Origin of the sequence: Asticcacaulis benevestitus DSM 16100 = ATCC BAA-896 (genome assembly GCF_000376105.1) — a bacterium.
In the GTDB taxonomy this organism is placed as follows: domain Bacteria; phylum Pseudomonadota; class Alphaproteobacteria; order Caulobacterales; family Caulobacteraceae; genus Asticcacaulis; species Asticcacaulis benevestitus.
Window position 1 is genome coordinate 27,293 of record NZ_AQWM01000021.1, and the last position, 18,449, is coordinate 45,741.

14 protein-coding genes are annotated in these 18,449 nt (G+C 57.6%); 13 read left to right on the forward strand and 1 reads right to left on the reverse strand.

The window, feature by feature from the left end:
• The first annotated feature begins 357 nt into the window (after positions 1–357).
• The gene (locus B060_RS0116700) at positions 358–1,092 is read left to right on the forward strand and encodes a metallophosphoesterase family protein (RefSeq protein ID WP_236621625.1); all 735 of its coding nucleotides are present in this window, start codon (positions 358–360) and stop codon (positions 1,090–1,092) included.
• A 110-nt stretch (positions 1,093–1,202) separates the two neighbouring features.
• On the opposite strand, the gene B060_RS0116705 is transcribed toward B060_RS0116700, so the two are convergent.
• Positions 1,203–2,288 (reverse strand): acyltransferase family protein, encoded by a 1,086-nt coding sequence (locus B060_RS0116705; RefSeq protein WP_018082952.1) that lies wholly within the window; start codon positions 2,286–2,288, stop codon positions 1,203–1,205.
• Between the two features lie 648 nt (positions 2,289–2,936).
• On the opposite strand from B060_RS0116705, the gene B060_RS0116710 reads away from it, so the two are divergent.
• The 12 genes from B060_RS0116710 (at position 2,937) to B060_RS0116790 (ending at position 18,438) form a co-directional block, all read left to right on the forward strand.
• Positions 2,937–3,557, forward strand: a complete 621-nt coding sequence (locus B060_RS0116710) for a RipA family octameric membrane protein (RefSeq protein WP_018082953.1) — start codon at positions 2,937–2,939, stop codon at positions 3,555–3,557.
• A gap of 1,147 nt (positions 3,558–4,704) precedes the next feature.
• On the forward strand, positions 4,705–4,971 hold the full coding sequence (locus tag B060_RS28470) for a tetratricopeptide repeat protein (protein ID WP_018082956.1): 267 nt from the start codon (positions 4,705–4,707) through the stop codon (positions 4,969–4,971).
• A gap of 139 nt (positions 4,972–5,110) precedes the next feature.
• Positions 5,111–6,073: an endonuclease/exonuclease/phosphatase family protein gene (locus B060_RS0116730; protein ID WP_018082957.1), complete on the forward strand. Its 963-nt coding sequence runs from the start codon at positions 5,111–5,113 to the stop codon at positions 6,071–6,073.
• Between the two features lie 288 nt (positions 6,074–6,361).
• The gene (locus tag B060_RS0116735; RefSeq protein ID WP_018082958.1) at positions 6,362–7,528 is read left to right on the forward strand and encodes a nucleotide sugar dehydrogenase; all 1,167 of its coding nucleotides are present in this window, start codon (positions 6,362–6,364) and stop codon (positions 7,526–7,528) included.
• Between the two features lie 115 nt (positions 7,529–7,643).
• Complete coding sequence (gene galE, locus B060_RS0116745; RefSeq protein WP_018082960.1) at positions 7,644–8,624, forward strand: UDP-glucose 4-epimerase GalE; 981 nt, start codon at positions 7,644–7,646, stop codon at positions 8,622–8,624.
• Between the two features lie 2,318 nt (positions 8,625–10,942).
• The gene (locus B060_RS24975; protein WP_018082963.1) at positions 10,943–11,656 is read left to right on the forward strand and encodes an AAA family ATPase; all 714 of its coding nucleotides are present in this window, start codon (positions 10,943–10,945) and stop codon (positions 11,654–11,656) included.
• Positions 11,653–12,006 carry a ribbon-helix-helix domain-containing protein gene (locus B060_RS26225; protein WP_018082964.1) on the forward strand — a complete coding sequence of 118 codons (354 nt, stop codon included), beginning with the start codon at positions 11,653–11,655 and terminating at the stop codon, positions 12,004–12,006. The genes B060_RS24975 and B060_RS26225 overlap by 4 nt, the downstream gene beginning before the upstream one ends.
• A gap of 52 nt (positions 12,007–12,058) precedes the next feature.
• Positions 12,059–12,985, forward strand: a complete 927-nt coding sequence (locus B060_RS0116770; RefSeq protein WP_018082965.1) for a replication initiator protein A — start codon at positions 12,059–12,061, stop codon at positions 12,983–12,985.
• 771 nt (positions 12,986–13,756) lie between these two features.
• Positions 13,757–14,488 (forward strand): hypothetical protein, encoded by a 732-nt coding sequence (locus B060_RS0116775; RefSeq protein WP_236621626.1) that lies wholly within the window; start codon positions 13,757–13,759, stop codon positions 14,486–14,488.
• On the forward strand, positions 14,488–16,182 hold the full coding sequence (locus B060_RS26230; protein ID WP_018082967.1) for a hypothetical protein: 1,695 nt from the start codon (positions 14,488–14,490) through the stop codon (positions 16,180–16,182). Before B060_RS0116775 ends, B060_RS26230 begins: the two co-directional genes overlap by 1 nt.
• Positions 16,169–17,122, forward strand: coding sequence for an AAA family ATPase (locus B060_RS0116785; protein WP_018082968.1), 954 nt, complete (start codon positions 16,169–16,171; stop codon positions 17,120–17,122). Before B060_RS26230 ends, B060_RS0116785 begins: the two co-directional genes overlap by 14 nt.
• On the forward strand, positions 17,122–18,438 hold the full coding sequence (locus tag B060_RS0116790) for a DUF58 domain-containing protein (RefSeq protein ID WP_018082969.1): 1,317 nt from the start codon (positions 17,122–17,124) through the stop codon (positions 18,436–18,438). The genes B060_RS0116785 and B060_RS0116790 overlap by 1 nt, the downstream gene beginning before the upstream one ends.
• The last annotated feature ends 11 nt before the right edge of the window (positions 18,439–18,449 follow it).

The following is an 18,449-nucleotide window of genomic DNA, read 5'->3' on the forward strand; positions in this document are numbered from 1 at the left end:
TACAACAATAATCCCATATTGTGTCAATGGGGAATCCGCCCCTAATCCCTGCCTTCCCACGCACACCTAACTGGGAACGGTCTTTAAATAGCAGGTGTCGCAAAATTAATACGGCTTTGTCGATGTGGTCCCAAAATGGCACAGGGCGAAGGTCCTCGGAGCATAAAAAAATGAGTATAGAGTCATATTGGCGCTTGCCTGTGTTTGCGCGAACGGCCAGTATAGTCGCGCATAAAGTGTCCGCCTAAGTGACATTTCCGCTACCCCTCCCCCAGCACTCCGAACCCGGTCTCAGACACATCGAGCATATTGGAATTAATGAGTAAGATGTGGTCTTGGCTAACACGAAAATCGGCAATGAAGACGTCCACTAGGCTCCCGCAGATTGATCGGGTGACCTACGCGATAGGTGACATTCACGGCTGCAATGATCTGTTCATCAAATTGTTGGCCACCATTCAAGCGGACGCGACCGAACTTGGGGAGGTGCCTAGGCTTGTGTTGCTGGGTGACTACGTTGATCGAGGGACCGACTCGTCGGGCGTCTTGGATACCATTCTAGAGCTGGAAGGGCAGACGTGGTGCGAATTGCATGTTCTCCTTGGCAATCACGAAATGATGCTTAAGCGCTTTCTTCTGGAAAGTGATTATGGGGCTGATTGGGCTGCCTATGGAGGCGCTGCGACACTCTCCTCTTACAATGTGCCAACGCCTCACCCACGAGCGCCTGAGGAAGCGTGGGAAGAGGCAAGGCGGGCACTTGCGCAGAATATGCCAGACCAACACGGCAAGCTTCTCGACCGCGCCGAACTGAAGTTTATTGCGGGCGATTATCTCTTTGTCCATGGCGGCGTAAAGCCAGGTGTACCGCTTGATGAACAAAAGGCGGAAACGCTGCTATGGATTCGGGACGAGTTTTTGAGTGCACCCAAGGCGTGTGATTATGTCGTCGTCCACGGTCACTCGGCGCGTGAGGACGTGATGCAGACCGATTGGCGGATCGGCGTCGACACAGGCGCCTATGCAACCGGTGTGCTGACCGCCGTGCGCTTACGCGGCTCAGAACGCGTCTTCATCAACGCCTCCCGTTAAACTGACGAGAGTCAGTCGCGCTGTTGAGCGTCGAGGCTGAAAATCTGGGAAATTGCTGGCCCCTGACGACTTCACGCGGATTGGGAGCCCCCCTAGATTCAGGGTCAGGTTCAGCGCTCCTTTCTTAATGAGCCCTTCGCTTTTAAGGCGGCGTATCCGGCAAAGAGCAGGCGTCTAACTCGCGCATCGATATGGATCAGAACCCATGCCAATCCGACGATAAAGGCCAAGAAGACGGGCAGCAATGCTTGCGAGGGTAGGTCAAGCAACTTTCTTGCTATGAAAGCCCAAGCATAGATCAGGCTAAAGTGAACCGCATATATGGGAAAGCTGATGTCGCCCAAAAATTTAAAAAAGGTCTTCAAAAAAAATGGAGGCTGCCATCGTGCCCCGACGGCGACGAGCATAGGTGAAACCAACAGAGCAATAATGAGATCGTATTGCCAATGCAAAATTGGCGGAACTTTTAACATCAAAACTGCGGCAAGTACCCCGATGGGGACGAGGCACCAATAAGACGGCTTTCCAGACTGTCTTCCGACGCCAAGTTTCTCCAGTATTATGCCGCAGATGAATCCAAATGTAACGCGAAAGACCCCACTTAGAAAGGTATCCCAGCCCCAGCCGATATTGAGCGTTCCGGCTTGAGCCGCCGCCATAGCCAGGCATATGCCCGCACCTCCCCCAATCACGACCAGCACCGCCGGTTTGGCTTTAAAAAGCCACAGGCCAAAAACAATATTGATGGCAATTTCAAAAAACAGCGACCACGCCGGACCGTTTAGGGGAAAGAGTTCAACGCCGTTGACGAACGAAGGGAGCATAAAAATCTCGGTCGAGAAAGCAACTATGGCTTTCTCAGGCCCGAGCCCCGGGTAATTCAGGACCATCTGCGCGAATGGTTTAACCAACGCAAAACACAGGCCGATGGCGAACAGGGGCCACAATCGAATAAACCGCTTAACGATAAACTCTGAGGCGAATAGCGTCGTGGACAACTTTTTTGAATAGGCCATGCTAACCACCAGGCCGCTCAATATAAAGAAGAAATCAACCGCCAGATATCCATGGCCCTCAATCGGACAAACCACGCCGCAAAAATGATAACTTACTACGAGCAGTGCTGCCACACCACGCATTGCGTCCAGCGTATATGACCGCTCTGTGGTAGCCGTCGGTGTCAAGATTTCATACATATCGCTTCATTTTTCGCAGACAATATTACAGCTCATAAACCTAACGATAGTCGCGTTCACGACTTCCCATGCTCGCTACGACGCCTCCAGTCTGTCGGGGAACGGGGCTAGGAATCTGAAAAAATTGTTTTACCCGAATGACATAAACCTAATTCAGAGGATTGCCCGATGCCAGCAGACTGTAGCCCGGAACGGTCCGATTTTGCCAGAGTTGAATCGCTTCATGTTGAGGCTGTCGTTACGTGCGGGCCGTCACGTCAGATCCCGGCGCCGGTCTTCCCGGCGCAACGGACAAAGCCGTCGGTCGTGTTGAGCGCTTTGCCGTCTGCTTTTCAGACGGCTTTCGCGGACCTGATAGAACACGACGTAAGGAGCGCTTAAGGCCGCCAGCGGGGAGTTTGGCCTATCCACGGCCTGCGAAGATCGCAACGACCGTGATGATTGGCGCCACGGTCCGGAGAAGGCCATTCTACGGCGCTTTTACACTCATTCCAATTGCTTGTGTCCTGTTCGACGACCCGGCGTCCTTTGCCACTTCAGGGTCGTCGTTGCGGCGTGCCATGCAACGCGGCATCCGAGTTGATACCTCGCGGCCCCCTTCTTGCTTGGATGTAAGGGCTTCAATTGGATCCTGGAAGGAAACATAACATGTCCACTGACGTGTCAAATGATAACATACTGAAGTTATGGGAAAAACTGGTCGAGATGCGGATGTTCCACGATGGGACTAATCAGCAGCGTTTGCGCAATTTCATGGTGGTTGAGGCCGCCATTATGCTTGCCTTCGTCCTCGTTCTGGTTCAGGTCTTCGACAACAGGCTGATATTACCGCAATTTGTCTTTCTCGTTTTGGGAAGCGCCCTCTGCGTCATGGGCTTTCTGCTGGCGCGACGTACGGCGAGGCTCGATCTATACAGCCAGCGCCACCTGCAGAGCATTAAACGGCAACTGAGCGCACTGGATGCCAAGCTAAAGCCCATCCTCGCGGAACTCGACATCACGCAGTCGGACGGTGTAAGATATAGGCGCAGGCGTTCGCAAAAGGCGTCGGTCAGCGGTTTCCTTATCCGATCTCTCCGCCGTCAACTGCGCCATACGTTCATCGGACGTCACAAGATCAGGGCCGATCGGCTTCTGATCCGGGCGACGTCCTTGGCCTGGCTGGTAGCGTTCCTGTGCATGTTAGGCGTCCTGACGGTGATGATGACCCCTGATCTCAACGTCGCCATGATCAAGCTCTCGGGCCACGCCATCGGCCAGGTTATTTAACCGCCAACCCTCTGGGTGTGAGGTCGATCCTTTAGGCCCACCTAGACTTTTTAAAGCCTTTTAATATTTCGGAAGTGATAGCGAAACCATGAGTAAGCAAGTTTGCAACGGCCAAGGCCTGCTCCGCCTCGTCCCAGGACTGGGTGGGCGACGGGGAAGCCTCACGTGGACATGGCTCACGGCAGTTGCCGTTCTTCTTAGCTTGGTCTCGATCGAAACGGCCTCGGCGGAGGTCGGTGATACGCGTTATATCGAAAATCCCACCCCTGCGCAGCTTCAGATAGATTGCCAAGCCGGCTACAGTTTCGCCTGCGTGAACCTCGGCATGTATTATCAGAACAGGGAGACGGCCTCTGGACGCCAGCGCGCCCGCAGCCTCTATCTCGAAGCCTGCGACATGGGCGATGAGCGCGGCTGTCATTACTGGCGTCGCATGCAGCCGGTTGTTGTAGAAACAGACAGGCAGTACGTCCCTATCACGCCAAGGGCGCATGCGTCGAATGCACCTGCCCACCGCGTTAGCTTTTGCGATGCGAGGCATACAAAGGCTTGTGTGGCTCGCGGCAAGTCGCTAGAGGCGACTGGTAAACGGGCGAACCGTGCGCAGGCTAGGAAGCTATATGACCAAGCCTGCAAATGGCACGACCGAGCGGCTTGTGGTCATGCCAAGCGGCTTTCCTCATTGGCTCACGTGACCTCAAAGCCTGCCAAGAGCCATACAAAAGCCGTGACCTCCAAGCCTGCCATGCCGTCCCGGACGCCCAGCAAGACCCAGCATGTGCAGCCTGTGTCAAAGCCGGCCGCAGCCAAAGCATTCGCCATCGCAAAGCCCCCGGTGGTAAAGCCGTCCGTATCGCCGAAGAGCTCCACCGGCGCCACGACTTTGAAGCCGCCGCTCCCAAAGCCGGTCCCAGCCGTAAAACCCGCCACGCCGGCAAAGCCTACACCTCAGGTTCCTGCACCCGCGCCTAAGCCAAAGCCCGTCCCAGCCGTGGCCAGCAAGGCGCCTGCCATCCCGGCCAAGCCTGTGGCAACACCCGCCAAGACGCCACCTGCCCCGGCCCTGCCCAGCCAGACACCTGCTACAGTCGCCTTAGCGGCTGCTTGTCAAAAAGGTGATGGAAACGCCTGCCTGTCAGTGGGGCAAATGTATTCTGGTGGCGTGGGCGTTGCTCGCAACGTGAACCTCACCCTTCAATTTTATGACCGGTCTTGCAAATTGAAGACAGCCCCGGCCTGCCTCGCCCTGGGTACAATGTACGAAATTGGCACAGGCACGAAGCCCGACCTCAAGAAGGCAGCAGGCTATTATCAAATGGCCTGCAACAACGGCAATGCCATTGCCTGCCAAATGACGTCTGGACATCCGGCGCCAGCATCAGCCGCTCCCCCCCAGAAGGCAACGCGACGGTAGGATTTCGGCGTACACCGCCTCTACCTGACGGAATAATGTTGCGCCGCAGCAACAGAATTAGTAAATTCCTGTGCCGGCAAAGCTTTGCCACAAGTCAGCCCTATCGAGGTAGGGCAGATGGCCTGCTCAGGATTTCAATATGCTTTTCAAAATCGGTAAATGGCAAACCTTTGTAACGGCTTGCCTCGTGATTCTGGTGATCAATTTCATCTTGTCGATGTCGGCTCACATCTCGCACATCATCGGCATGATGTTCTTGTTTTGGCACTATATTTTCATAGGCTTCAGCATCGTTGTTCTTCTAGCCGCCGTCTTTTGGAGGACGGCTCGCCTGGCGGCGCTGGGTCTTTTCTTCACAACAGCTGTCTGTTTCAGTTGGCCGCTCCTTACCGATTTCGCGGCCAATCAGGGCGTCCCCAAAGAGGGCCTTGCCCCCCCGTTGAAGGTCGTCACGTTCAACTGGCTGGGCCGCAACACCCAACTCAACTCGGTTTACGACTGGCTTTCCGTAGAACAGCCGGACATTCTGGCCATTGAAGAGTTTTCCGGCCGTGCGCCCGGCGTTGAAGATCGCCTGTACAAGCTATACCCGTCTCACACGGTGAAAGCCAACGACGTCATAATTTTATCCAAGTTTCCCATCGTCAGTCAGCACGTTGAGAACATCAACGGTCGTACGGTGTCCGTCGCCGCTCTGCAAACGCCTTACGGAGAAGTGGTCGTCTATGGGATTCACGCCCCCACCTTAAGAAGCGTGTCTGATCTGGCACAGCGCAACGGCTATCTTTTGCAAGAGTCGCTTAGGATCCACGACAAAGCCCCTGGCAGGATTATGCTTGGTGATTTCAACGCTACCCGCTGGGATCCCCATTTCCGTGAGCTGGTCGATAAGAACAAGTTGCATGAACAACCACGGCTTTTCCCCTTGGCCACACGCGTCGCGGTTAGGCACGGAAACGCCGCCATAGGCTCTCCGATCGACCATATTCTGGTCAAGGGCGGGCGAATCGCCAATTGCAGGACGGGGCCAGCCCTCGGTTCGGACCACCTCCCCCTGATCTGCGACGTGTCGTTTCCTCAAATCCCTCCTCATACCGGTTGATAAAGGCCAAACCGGTGACAACGCTGTTCCAGGGGTGAGATCAACAGGTCAGCGCGGCCATTGCCGGACGACTATAAATCCGGCTGTTCTTACCAAACCTATGTGTGAAAATGAGAAACTCACGCGGACTTTGAATCAAGGTGGCGCCAAGAAGACGCAAAAAGTTCGGCAAATTGCAATGGCTGACCTTAACGCCACTGTTACTACCGCACCGCAACATTGAGGTTGACGTTGCCGGGCTCACGACCGATAAGTAGCTCGGGCAATCGCAATACAGAGACGCATCGCATGAAAATCGCCATATCTGGTCTGGGCTATGTTGGCCTGTCTAACGCCGTGCTTCTGGCGCAGCACAACGAGGTCGTGGCTCTGGACGTCGTGCCTGAGAAGGCGGCGATGATTAATCGGCGGGAATCCCCCATTGTTGACGCCGAGATCGAAGACTATCTGAAGAATCGCCCGTTAAACCTTGTTGCGACGACCGACAAGGCCCAGGCCTATACAGGCGCACAGTTTGTCATCGTGGCGACGCCTACGAACTATGATCCCGACACCAATTATTTTGACACAAGCTCGGTCGAGTCGGTGATACGCGACTGTATCAGCATGGCGCCTGACGCCTTGATTATAATCAAGTCAACGATCCCCGTCGGCTACACCGAGGGTTTGCGCCAACGCCTGGACAGCCAGAACATCATTTTTTCGCCAGAGTTTCTGCGCGAGGGCAAGGCGCTTTATGACAACCTTCATCCGTCACGGATCGTGGTGGGCGAGCGATCAGAGCGCGGTGAGGCGTTTGCCAACCTGTTGAAGCAAGGCGCGATCAAAGAAGACATCGACGTTATTTTGACCGGGTCCAGTGAAGCCGAGGCGATTAAGCTTTTTGCCAACACCTATCTCGCCATGCGTGTTGCCTATTTCAACGAACTTGATTCGTACGGCGAAGCGCTTGGGCTCAACACCCGTCAGATTATTGAAGGCGTGTCGCTCGATCCGCGCATCGGCAAGGGCTATAACAATCCGTCCTTCGGCTATGGCGGTTACTGCCTGCCCAAGGATACCAAGCAACTGCTGGCCAACTACTCAGCCGTACCGCAAAACATGATCCAGGCTATTGTCGATGCGAACACGACGCGCAAAGACTTCATTGCCTCAAGCATCTTAAAGCGCCACCCGAAGACGGTTGGGGTCTATCGTCTGACGATGAAGGCCAATTCGGATAATTTCCGCGATTCGTCTGTGCAGGGCGTTATGAAGCGTATCAAGGCCAAGGGCATTGATATCGTCATTTATGAGCCCGGCCTCGCAAGTGACACCTTCTTTAATTCGCCGGTTATTCGTGATCTGGAAGCGTTCAAGGCGATGTCGGACGTTATTCTAACCAACCGCACCTCAGACGAACTGGCCGATGTCGCCGACAAGATCTACACACGGGATTTATTCGGGACCGACTAGGCTTATCTTCACGATTTAAGACTATGGATCCCAGCCTGAAGCCCTGCAAAGCGGCTTTTTTGGCACATTTTGGCGGTGTGTCCAAGTGGTTCGCCAAAACCCTGATGGAGCGGTCATGACCGAAGCTATACTTGTTGCCGGCGGCGCCGGCTATATCGGATCACAAACTTGCAAGGCCCTTGCCGAAGCGGGTTATCTTCCGGTTACCCTGGACAACCTGGTCACGGGTTATGAAAAGTCGGTCCGCTGGGGCCCCTTGGTCAAGACCGGTCTGAATGATCGTGAAGCGATCACAGATGCTGTGACCAAATATGGCATCAAGAGCGCGATCCATTTCGCGGCCTTCAGCCTGGTTGGCGAGAGCACGCGTGACCCCGCGAAATACTACGATAACAATGTGGGTGCGGCTGTTGCCTTCACCCAAGCTCTGATCGATGCCGGCGTCGAAAATCTGGTGTTTTCTTCAACCGCCGCGGCTTACGGTATTCCTGCGGTCTCCCCCATACCTGAAACGGCCCCCCTCACCCCGATCAACCCTTACGGTGGCAGCAAGGTTGCGTTTGAGCAGGCCCTGCACTGGCTGAGTACGGCGCACCCCTTGCGCTACACCATCCTGCGCTATTTCAATGCGGCGGGTGCTGATCCTGACGGCGAAATCGGCGAGAGCCACGTGCCCGAAACGCACCTTATTCCGCTCATATGCCAGGCAGCGCTTGGCACCGGCAAGCCCTTGACCGTTTTTGGTACGGACTATGACACCAAAGATGGCAGTGCGATCCGCGACTATATCCACGTCGTTGACCTGGCCAAGGCCCATGTGGCGGCCATCGAACGTCTGCGCGCTGGTGGCGACAGCCAGGTATTCAATGCCGGCACCGGTGAAGGTGCGACGGTACTAGAGACGCTTGCGGCAGCAGAACGGGTCATGGGCATGGCCGTGCCACATAGCTTAGGGCCAAGACGCGATGGCGACCCGCAATCCTTGGTGGCCGACGTCACCAAAATTAAGTCCATGTTGAACTGGAAGGCCGAATTTAGCGATCTTGACACGATCATCAAGACGGCGGCTGACTGGCAGAAGAACAAACTCTACTAAGCAACAGGGATGCGGAAGCGTCTCACGCGAGACAAGTTTTTAGTCATTGACCGGAGATCAAACGGCCTTGTCACTGTGCAAGGCCGTTTTTTTATAGGTGTATACTATCAAATGTCGACTTCGCGTTGCGTGGCGGCCTGGTCTGCGGGTTTGACCTTCAGAGGCGGGCCCATCATATTTTGAAAGAGCATGAGGGTAAACAGGCGCCCCAACGTGCATGACGTGCGGCGCGACAACGGCTCTCATCCTGATTGTCGCGCTACAGGGCTTCCTTCAACCGCCTGCCCCTGCCCTTCCCTGGCGACGAGGTGCCCCAAATACGCCCCCAGCAATACGGCGTTTGGATGGGATTTCTGGTCCAAGCCTTTCCCACGTGGTGCCTGCTTTCGGCAAGCCATCCGCCAGGGGGTACGGATCTTTGGCATAACGTCATGGATCCGGGGCACTGGCGCCCCGCTTAATTTTTGGGGCTGCCTACACCGTCTCACAGTGGCGTCCCGAGTGCCATAGCTAGCCTTCCGTCCCGAAATGACGTCCGGATAACAGGTGTCGGTACGCGCCTTGCCTCCCTGACCGCAGTTTACGTGCCGGCCCTCCCCTGTTCGCAGAATCGGCCTCCGTTTCTCGGGCATGATGTGGGGTATGGCCGCGTTCAGATGGCAGATGGTGGATTGAGACCTGAAGCGGTATAAGGGTTTGCGGGTCTGATGGCTCCGTGCCATGCCGGTTGGGGTATGGCCGATCATGACGCCACAGTCTTGACCCAGCGCGCCACCCGGCCCGGGTATGGCCGTGGTTTTCAGCGCGCCTTCGCGCATCATATGCTGTAGATCGCAGGCTAAGGTTGGGCGCGCCCGGCCCTTTGGCCGGCCCAAGCGCCTGATCCGGATCGTCCAGGAAGAGCGCGTGGCGAAGCGCCAGGTGCAACGGGAGGCCTCCCGGCCCAAGGTGTCGCAAGAGGCGTCACAAAGGCTCGCCCATAGGCCGCATCGGTCCACAGATAAAGTGACTCCGCCAGGACGAGCTACGGGTGCGAAAGGGCTGTCCTGTGTCGCCTTTCGGCGGCGATTTTTCAAGGTCGACATATCAGTATGTGGGCCTCAAGGCGACCGCGCGGGCATCTACAGGCGGACATCTTCGTAGTTTGTGGTTCTCGTGGCAGACATAGCCGTGGATTACGCCTTTTCAGGTGCTCTTCATCATGGATAGCTGTCTGAGGTCGCATCCGATGAGTAGCTGTTCCTTTAAAATGGGGTGAAAGGTGGCGACGACACGACAACACGTGGACACACCCTCACCTTGATGCGCGAAACTACCTCCTTTCTTGTGGCGGTCAAGACGCCAACGTACCGACTCGTTGGGAGGGTAAAAACACTAGAAGTCTGACCGAAGCCGATCATTTTACCCACATGTGTGAACGTGGACACCTCTACACGTCTCACAACCCTCCCCGCCCCTGTCCCTTGATTTTTGGCGAAGATCGACTCGGGTCTAGCGGCTATTCGGGCGTGCTGGCCCTTATGGCACAAGGCTTTGCAAACGCGTCTGGTACATTTCGTGGGCAGGTGGCACTGCCCTCGCCTGGTTCTTACCTGTCCACAACTTGTTCGGCCACCGCACCGCCTACGGCCCGTTGTTTATAGAATATTTACTAATTTAGCCGAATCATGCGCGTGGTACTGTCCACACGTGCCCTCGTCGTCAAGATGAAGTGTTGTAAAAGTAAAATTTCCTCAGGACGACACCTCGTCAAGATGGGTCGTCATCACGCGGACGGTTTGGCTTTTCGTGATGTCGGGAAGCGCACAGGTCGCCACGTTGATACGTGGAAGCGTGTGAGTTTCAAGTCGTCCTTATGGGGGCATGCGGACAGAGCTAGAAGACAAGGAGTTTGGATGTCCTCGACTGGGCTTGTCCAATCCCCCACCTACCCACGTGTCGCCTAATCCACACGCTGGGCTGTTGCAATGAGGACTTTGTATCATGTCGCCACGACCACACGATGAAAGCTCAACAGGCCTACCTGTGGACACGTTTGAATTGACCACACACCAACACCGCGTACGTGCGGACAGATCCTCAAGCGGACGCCTCTTACACGTGGACGCGCACGCAAAGCCCACAGGTGGACACGTCGGTACCTTAGGCACGTCCACGTGGCTACAGCTCTACGCTACAACACGACCACACCTTTCTACGTCCGCGTATGAACTTGCCCACACGCCCTCTTACCAACACGTCCGCACGTCCAAGTCAGGACCTGATGGCGCGTCCATATACCAAACTGTCCGCACGTCTCGTTATCCAAAGGCTTACACATGAAAACCCTGGCCATAGTCTCCCAGAAGGGCGGCGTGGGTAAAACCACGATAGCTGTCCATATCGCCGTCGCGGCTGCCCGCGCTGGCTACAGTGTCGCCATCATCGATCTCGACCCCCAGGCCACAGCCGCACAATGGGCGGACTGGCGCGGGGCAGGGGAGGCCAACCATGATCCAAACCCGGTCGTGGTCGCCGCCCCCCACGCACGCCTGGCACCCACCCTCAACGAAGCGGAAAAGATGGGAGTCGATCTCGTTATCCTCGATTCGCCCCCTGCGGCCGATAGCGCCGCCGTTGCGGCCGCCAGGCAGGCCGACTACGTGCTTATCCCGACCCGCGCCTCGGCCTTCGACCTCCACGCCATCAAGACCACCGCCGAACTCGTGCGCGTGGCCCAGAAGCCGTCGGCCGTGTTGCTCAATGCCGTACCAGCACGCGCCCACAGCCTGATCGATGAAGTCGCCTCGGTCATCCATAGCCTTCAGCTGAATATTGCGCCGGTGTGCCTGGTTGATCGTGCCGCCCTGCGCCACGCCGTCATCAACGGCCAGACCGCCAGCGAATACGAGCCGCTGGGTAAGGCGGCTGAAGAGGTGCGCGAACTCTACAAGTGGGTGTGTGGACGCCTGGACATGCCCGCATATCCAAAAGCCGACAAAAAAGCCCTCCGAATTTTCAAAGAAAAACAACCCTTTAAAGGTGCCGCATGAGTAAACCCGCTTCCCGCCCTTCACTTGCTGACCGTCTGGCCGCCGTTGCCGGTCCACAAATATCTCCTTCCGCCGTTATCGAGAAGGAGGCCGCCCAGGCCGTCAAGGCACAGGCGCCCAAGATCTCCAGCGCCGCTACCCGTGAGCCCGAGCCTGAGCCCGCCTCCGTGTCAAGCGTTACCAAGGCGCGTGTTGGCAAGACGATGATCGCTGGCTATTTCACGCCGCAGATGGCCCGCGCCGTCAAGATGCTGGCGGTGGAACGTGACACCACAGTCCAGGCGCTGATCGGGGAGGGGCTTGACGCCGTTCTCCACAAGCACGGTAAGCATCCCATGGGTGAACGTTAGTCGGTGTGCGGGATTCGACTCCGCCACGGGAATCATGAAACGGTAAAAGACCATGTCCAAACGCCGCGATCCCAATGCCGAGTTAGATCTCTTTATACCTTTGCTCCACGATGTGGCGCTTAAGGATCAGCGCGAGACCATGGAACGGCCGTTTTTTTCGCTGCAAAAGCGAAAGCGGCTAAAGCCGATCGAGTACAAGAGCCCCGATGGCGAGGTCTGGGTCAAGGTGGAAGCCATGCCGGCCTATGGCATGGCCACCATCTGGGACGCCGATATTATCATTTGGGCGGCCTCAGCGCTGAACCGTCTGAAGGCGCAGGGTGTGAACGATCTGCCCCGCACCCTGAAAACCACCACCTACGACCTTTTGCGCGCCATCAAGCGTGACACGGGTGGTAAAAGCTACGCTGAACTGCAGGCGGCGCTTCAAAGGCTGGAAACCACGTCCATTCGCACCTCCTTGCGTGCACCGACGCGCCGTCAGGAAGCGCAATTCGGCTGGCTGGACGGCTGGACGTTGGAAATTGACCCGGAAACCGGCCAGCCGCGTGGCATGACCCTAACCCTGTCCAACTGGGTGTATGAGGGCATCACCGGCGAACGCTCGCTGTTGACCATGCACCAGGACTATTTCCTGCTCACAGGCGGGCTCGAGCGGGCACTTTACCGCATTGCCCGCAAGCATGCCGGTGTGCAGCCTGAGGGCTGGGTGTGCAGGATCGAGGTTTTGCACAACAAGACGGGCTCTGACAGTCCGCCCAAGGAATTTAATCGCATGTTGCGCAAAGTGGTCGAGCGCAACCAGATGCCGGAATACGATATTTCCTTCACAAAGACGCAGGATGGCTCGCCTGCGGTGTTTATTATCTCGCGTTTGGCCCAGCTTGACGACCAGGTGGGTGGAGAATTGGCCCTGCTGAACGCCCAGGATCCGGATATCGCCCTATCTGCGCCTAAAAAGACCGGCAAACGGGCCTGAATCCTTCATCTCCAAGGGTTTGACGAGGATAAGCACGGGGTATCGCACACCCGAAAGCCCTGTAAAGCCTTACACATAAGGGAAGGGCAGGCGGCGACATCTTGGGAATCATCGGGGTATCACACACCAAATGAAGGTTAATGAAGCGTTAACGTGTACTTTAAGCTGGGTCAGACCCGCCAAACGACTCGCCAAAGAGGCACATTCAGGCCTTCGGGGGATTACACACCCTGCAGATAGGGCCAAGGCCGCGATAAGATTCGCGAAAGACAGATTTGACGCCTTCATCGGGGGATCGCACACCGCCATTCCCCCCTCTTATGACCCTAGCTCTGTGGATCAATTTGGGGATAACTCGTCCAGGCGAAGCGCTCGACGGCTTATACCACGGGGGAACGCCCACTAAAGCCTCGGGGGATGACACACGCCTGAAGCGGGGTTTCACCCACCAAAGCACGGGGTATCTCACACCCAAGTCCTCCGTAAAGCCCTGAAACATAACAAAAAAACCGCCTTCCGATTCGGCTTAACTTACTTAAGGATTCTTATAAGACTCTCTTTAACCCTTAAGGGATCGGGTTACCGTGTAAAGGGCGGGTCTCTGGCCTTAGAGAGGGCCAGCCCCGCCTCAATCTGAATGCGGTGTGCGGAATGTCTGATTACATTTGACTCTACGAAGCTTCCCGACCTAGTGTTTGGGCGCATTCTAAGACGGGTGTGTGATAAGAGGCGAACGTGGGGGCGTTGGCCAAAGAAGGGGGATATCGCATCTTGACGCAGACCGGGGCAAAAGACAGCGCCTTACAGGTGTCTGGCCAGGTTGCCAGCCAGGCTGCGGCCTCTGCCACCCCGAATGCGCCGCTTGACCTCGCCCAAGCCAACAAACTGATCGGCCAGGTCAACAGCCAGCACGATCTCCAGACCACCTTCACCGCCATGCCCAAGCCCGATCTGAAGGCATTGGCGTTCTGGAAGAAGGTCATGGATTCGATTGGACATTTTTTCGAGGGCATCGCCAAGGTTTTCGCGCCGCTTGGCCCCTTTATGCCCTATATTCTGGGTGCTCTCGCCATCGCCCTGATCGCCGTTCTGTTATCTCCGGTCGTGCGTTTAATGATCAGCACACGCTTCCAGCGGCTGTTCCAGCGCGACCATCTGCGTGCCGATGCCCCGTGGCGGCCCACACGTGAGGCTGTGGTGGCCTTGCTGGCCGATATTGATGCCCTGGCCGTCAAGGGTGATTATGACGAGGCTGTGCACCTCCTCTTGGCCCGCTCGGTCGCCGATATCAACGCTTTCCGTCCCAACATGGTGCGTAAACACTATTCCGCCCGGGATATCAGCTCACACCCGCTGTTGCCGGAAGCGGCACGGCCGGCCTTTGTCGAGATCGTACGGTGGGTGGAAATGAGTTATTTCGCCGGCATTCCCGCCGGGAAAGCCGGTTTTGACGCCTGCCGCGCAGCTTACGTCGCCTTTGTCGCCGCCGAGGGGATCACCTGATGCCCCGCAAGCCGAAATCCCACACACCCGAAAAGACGCAGGGCAAATCGTGGGGCGAACGCCTTGGCCCTGCCTCTGGCTGGCTGCCGGCTGTGGCCGCGTTTATGATCCTGTGTCTGTTCGCCGCGGCCGGGGCTGCGTTGTTTGATGTCAATTCTACCCCTAAGACCGGCCAGAAAGCCAATGTCACGGGCTTGTCAGCGCAGGGCACAGCGGGCCTTGGCCGTTTGCTGGAGGCGAGGGGGCATGAGGTCGTGGTCAATCGCCTGGAGGACGGCCCGCTGATCGACCACGCGGCTCTGGAGATCATAACCCTAGATGATGATGGCGGTACGCTCACCTATGCCTACCATTTCGACGAGGAGGATACGTCGTCCGCCTCGGACGAGGCCATAAGCGCTGCCGGTGAAAGTGCTGTCAGTTCCAGCGAGGCCAGTGCTAGTGAAGCCAGCGAGAGCGACGACGACAGCTACGGGGCGGTCCAGATACCTGATCCGAAGCGCTCGAAACATGTGCTAAGCGCGCCGCTCGGCAAGGTCGTGCTGATTGTGGCACCCAAGTGGAACGCTGGTCGCGATCCGCGCAACCCGTACTGGGATCGCGGCCCCTCGCTGGTGGCTAAGTCCAATGTGACCGAAAGCCTTGGCTTTCTGTCGCCGATGCACGAGGCCAAGGCGCCGGAGGACGACAAGGACGCCGCCGCAAAGATGGCTGCGTCGCCACCGGGTACCAAGACCGTGCGCAATGGCGACATGTTGGTGACTTTCGATGACATGGCCTACGTGGTCAACCGCGACAGCCGCTCTGTGGTCACGCCGGCCGAGCCAAGCGGTGATTCGAACTCAGACGCTATTGCCGACGAACTCAATAAGCTGACGCCGACCCGTGAGCCCATGAAGCATCTTTGGGCCTTCACCCCGGCCCCTGGAGACAGCACCTTCAAAACGCCGCTTACCGTCGGCGCCATCACAGCCCTGCAGTCGATCACCGGGCCAAATCTGCGGCCGGTTCTGGTGGGCCCTAACGGCGAGGCCGTGTTGTCGCGGGTGATCGTGACGGGGGGACGGGCCCAGCCTGAGGTTCCGGTCTACCTGCTCAGCGATCCTGACCTGCTCAACAATCAGATCCTGTCTGATCCGCAGAAGGTTTTGAGCGCGCTTACCCTGGTCGATACCCTCAGCCCTAAAGCCGCCAAGCCGGGCCGCGTGATCTTCAACCTGACCTTCAACGGCCTGTCGCTCGATCATGATCTTCTGCATGTCCTGAGCCGCCCGCCGTTTATCGGTGTGCCCTTGTGCCTTCTGATCGCGGGTCTTGGTTTGATGTGGGCGGCTTTCGCACGCTTCGGACCGGCGCGCGAAGCCCCGGCGGGGGCACCGCTTGGCCGAGGGGTTAGGATTCTCGCCGATAATGCCGCGCGGCTGATGGCGATCACGCTGAAAGAGGTGAAGCTTGGCCCGGCCTATGCCGATCTGGTGCGCGATCAGGTCATCAAGGACAAGGGCTACCGTGCCGGCATCAGCACCGAAAGCCCCGATGCGCTGGCCGACCGCATTGGCCGGACCCACTCAACCACCGACACCTTCACCGACCTGAAAGCCCGCGCAGGCAAGGTCATGACGGTGCACCAGCTTATCGATATTACGCTCAAACTCCATGCCTGGAAGACGGAGATACAACGTGCTCATACCTGATATTCAAGCCCTGGCCGAGCGCTTGCGCGCCGAGATCGCCAAGGTCATCATCGGCCAGAAGGATACGGTCGACCTGTTGCTGACGGCGCTGTTTTCCGGCGGTCATATCCTGCTCGAAGGTCCGCCGGGCACGGCCAAGACCTTGCTAGCCAAGGTGTTTTGCCAGTCCTTGAGCCTCAAATTTGGCCGCATCCAGTTCACACCGGACATGCTGCCGGGCGATGTCCTGGGCTCTAACCTTTTCAACTTCCAGACATCGAGCTTCACCCTGACCAAGGGACCTATTTTCTGCGATCTGCTGCTGGCCGATGAAATCAACCGCACGCCGCCGAAGACACAGGCCGCCTTGCTGGAGGCGATGCAGGAGCATTCGGTGACGCTCGACGGTGTGCGCCATGACCTCGGTTCGCACTTCACCGTCATCGCCACGCAGAACCCCATCGAACAACAAGGCACCTATCCGTTGCCGGAAGCCCAGCTTGACCGGTTCTTGTTCAAGCATGTGCTGGGTTACCCTTCGCTTGAGGAAGAAAAGCGCATTGTCGATACATCCGGCAATGCGGCCGCCAGCGATCCGGCGACCGCCGGCGTCGGGGCGGTGTTGAGCGCAGCGTCACTGGCCGAGGCCATCCGCGTGGTCTCGACTGTCAAGCTCAACGACGCCAATCTGAACTACATTGTGGCCCTGATCCGCGCCACCCGTGAGACGCCGCAGCTTTCAGTCGGGGCTAGCCCACGCGCCGGCGCCTTGCTGGCGCGCGCCGCCCGTGCCCGCGCTGTGCTGGATGGCCGCGACTATGTGCTGCCTGATGACATCAAGGCGCTCTATCCGGCCTCTATGCGTCACCGCGTCCTGTTGTCGCCATCGGCTGAGATCGAGGGCGAGAGCGTCGATCGCGTATTGCAGGATCTGCTTGAGCGTATCGAGATCCCGCGCTGATGAACATCTATCCCACCCCCCGTCTTCTGGTGTTGTTGGCCTTAAGCGTGCCGGTCGCGCTCGGTGTCGGCATCTTTGCGCCGGGTGTGTGGGCGTGGGTGCCGCTGGTGGCGGGGCTGTGCTTTGTCGCTGCCCTGCTCGATGGGCTGTTTGCGCCGGTCGGGGAGGGCCTGACCTTCCAGATGTCTGCGCCCGAGACGCTCGGCGTCGGGCGCACTGTGGAGGTACCCTTTACGGCGCGTTTCACGCGCTGGCGGCAGCCGGGCCTGATCGAGCTGCGGTTGGGTCTGGGGCGCGTGCTGGCGGCGTCTGAGTACCCGCGCAGACTGGTACGCCAGGACGGCGCCTTTGGCGGCACCTTGAGCCTGAAAGCCACGGCACGGGGCCGTGGTGAGATTGAGGCGGGCTTTGTGCGCTGGCAGGGCTTCGCCGGCCTGGTCTATGTCCAGAAAAAGCTCACGCTCGATCACGAGATCGTCGTTACCCCGGATATTCACGGCGTCGAGCAGGATGCTGCCGATTTGTTTTCGCTCGATAACATCTACGGTGTGCGGGTTCAGAACCAGCTTTACAACGGCTCGGAATACCATGCGCTGCGTGAATACGATGCCAGCCAGGATCACCGCCGTATCGACTGGCGGTCCTCGGCGCGTCACATGAAGCTGTTCAGCCGCGAATATCAGGCCGAGCGTAACCACCATATCGTGCTGGCCTACGATACTGGCCGTCTGATGGGCGAACCTCTGGCGGGCCTGAAACGCCTCGATCGCGCCATCTATGCCGGCCTGTTGCTCGGCTATACGGCGCTTAAAATCGGCGACAATGTCCGCACCTTCGCCTTTGCCTCCAAGCCCTATCATGTGGCGCCGGCGGTGACCGGCATCCATGGCTTCAATGCGCTGAAATATCAGTTGTCCGCGCTGGAAGACACGCCTGAGGAATCCAACCACACCCTGGCCCTGGCCGATCTCAACGCCAAGGTGGCGCGGCGTTCGCTGATCATCCTGTTCAGCGATTTTATCGATGAGATCAGCGCCGACCTGATGGTGGAAAGCCTCAATCGCCTGTCGAAGAAGCATTTGGTGCTGTTCGTCGCTTTCAAGGACGAGGTGGTTGAGGACCTGATGACACGTCCACCTGTAGAACCTGAGGACGTGACAAAGGCGGTGTTCGCCAAGCGCCTGTCAGACCAGCGCGAGCGGGTGTTTGCGCAGCTACGCCGCCAGGGCGTCGAGGTGTTAGAAACCCCGACGGAACTGTTGGCGACGTCGATTGTCAGCAAATATCTGGCGCTCAAACGCGCCGATCGCCTGTAGGGAGCCTCAAA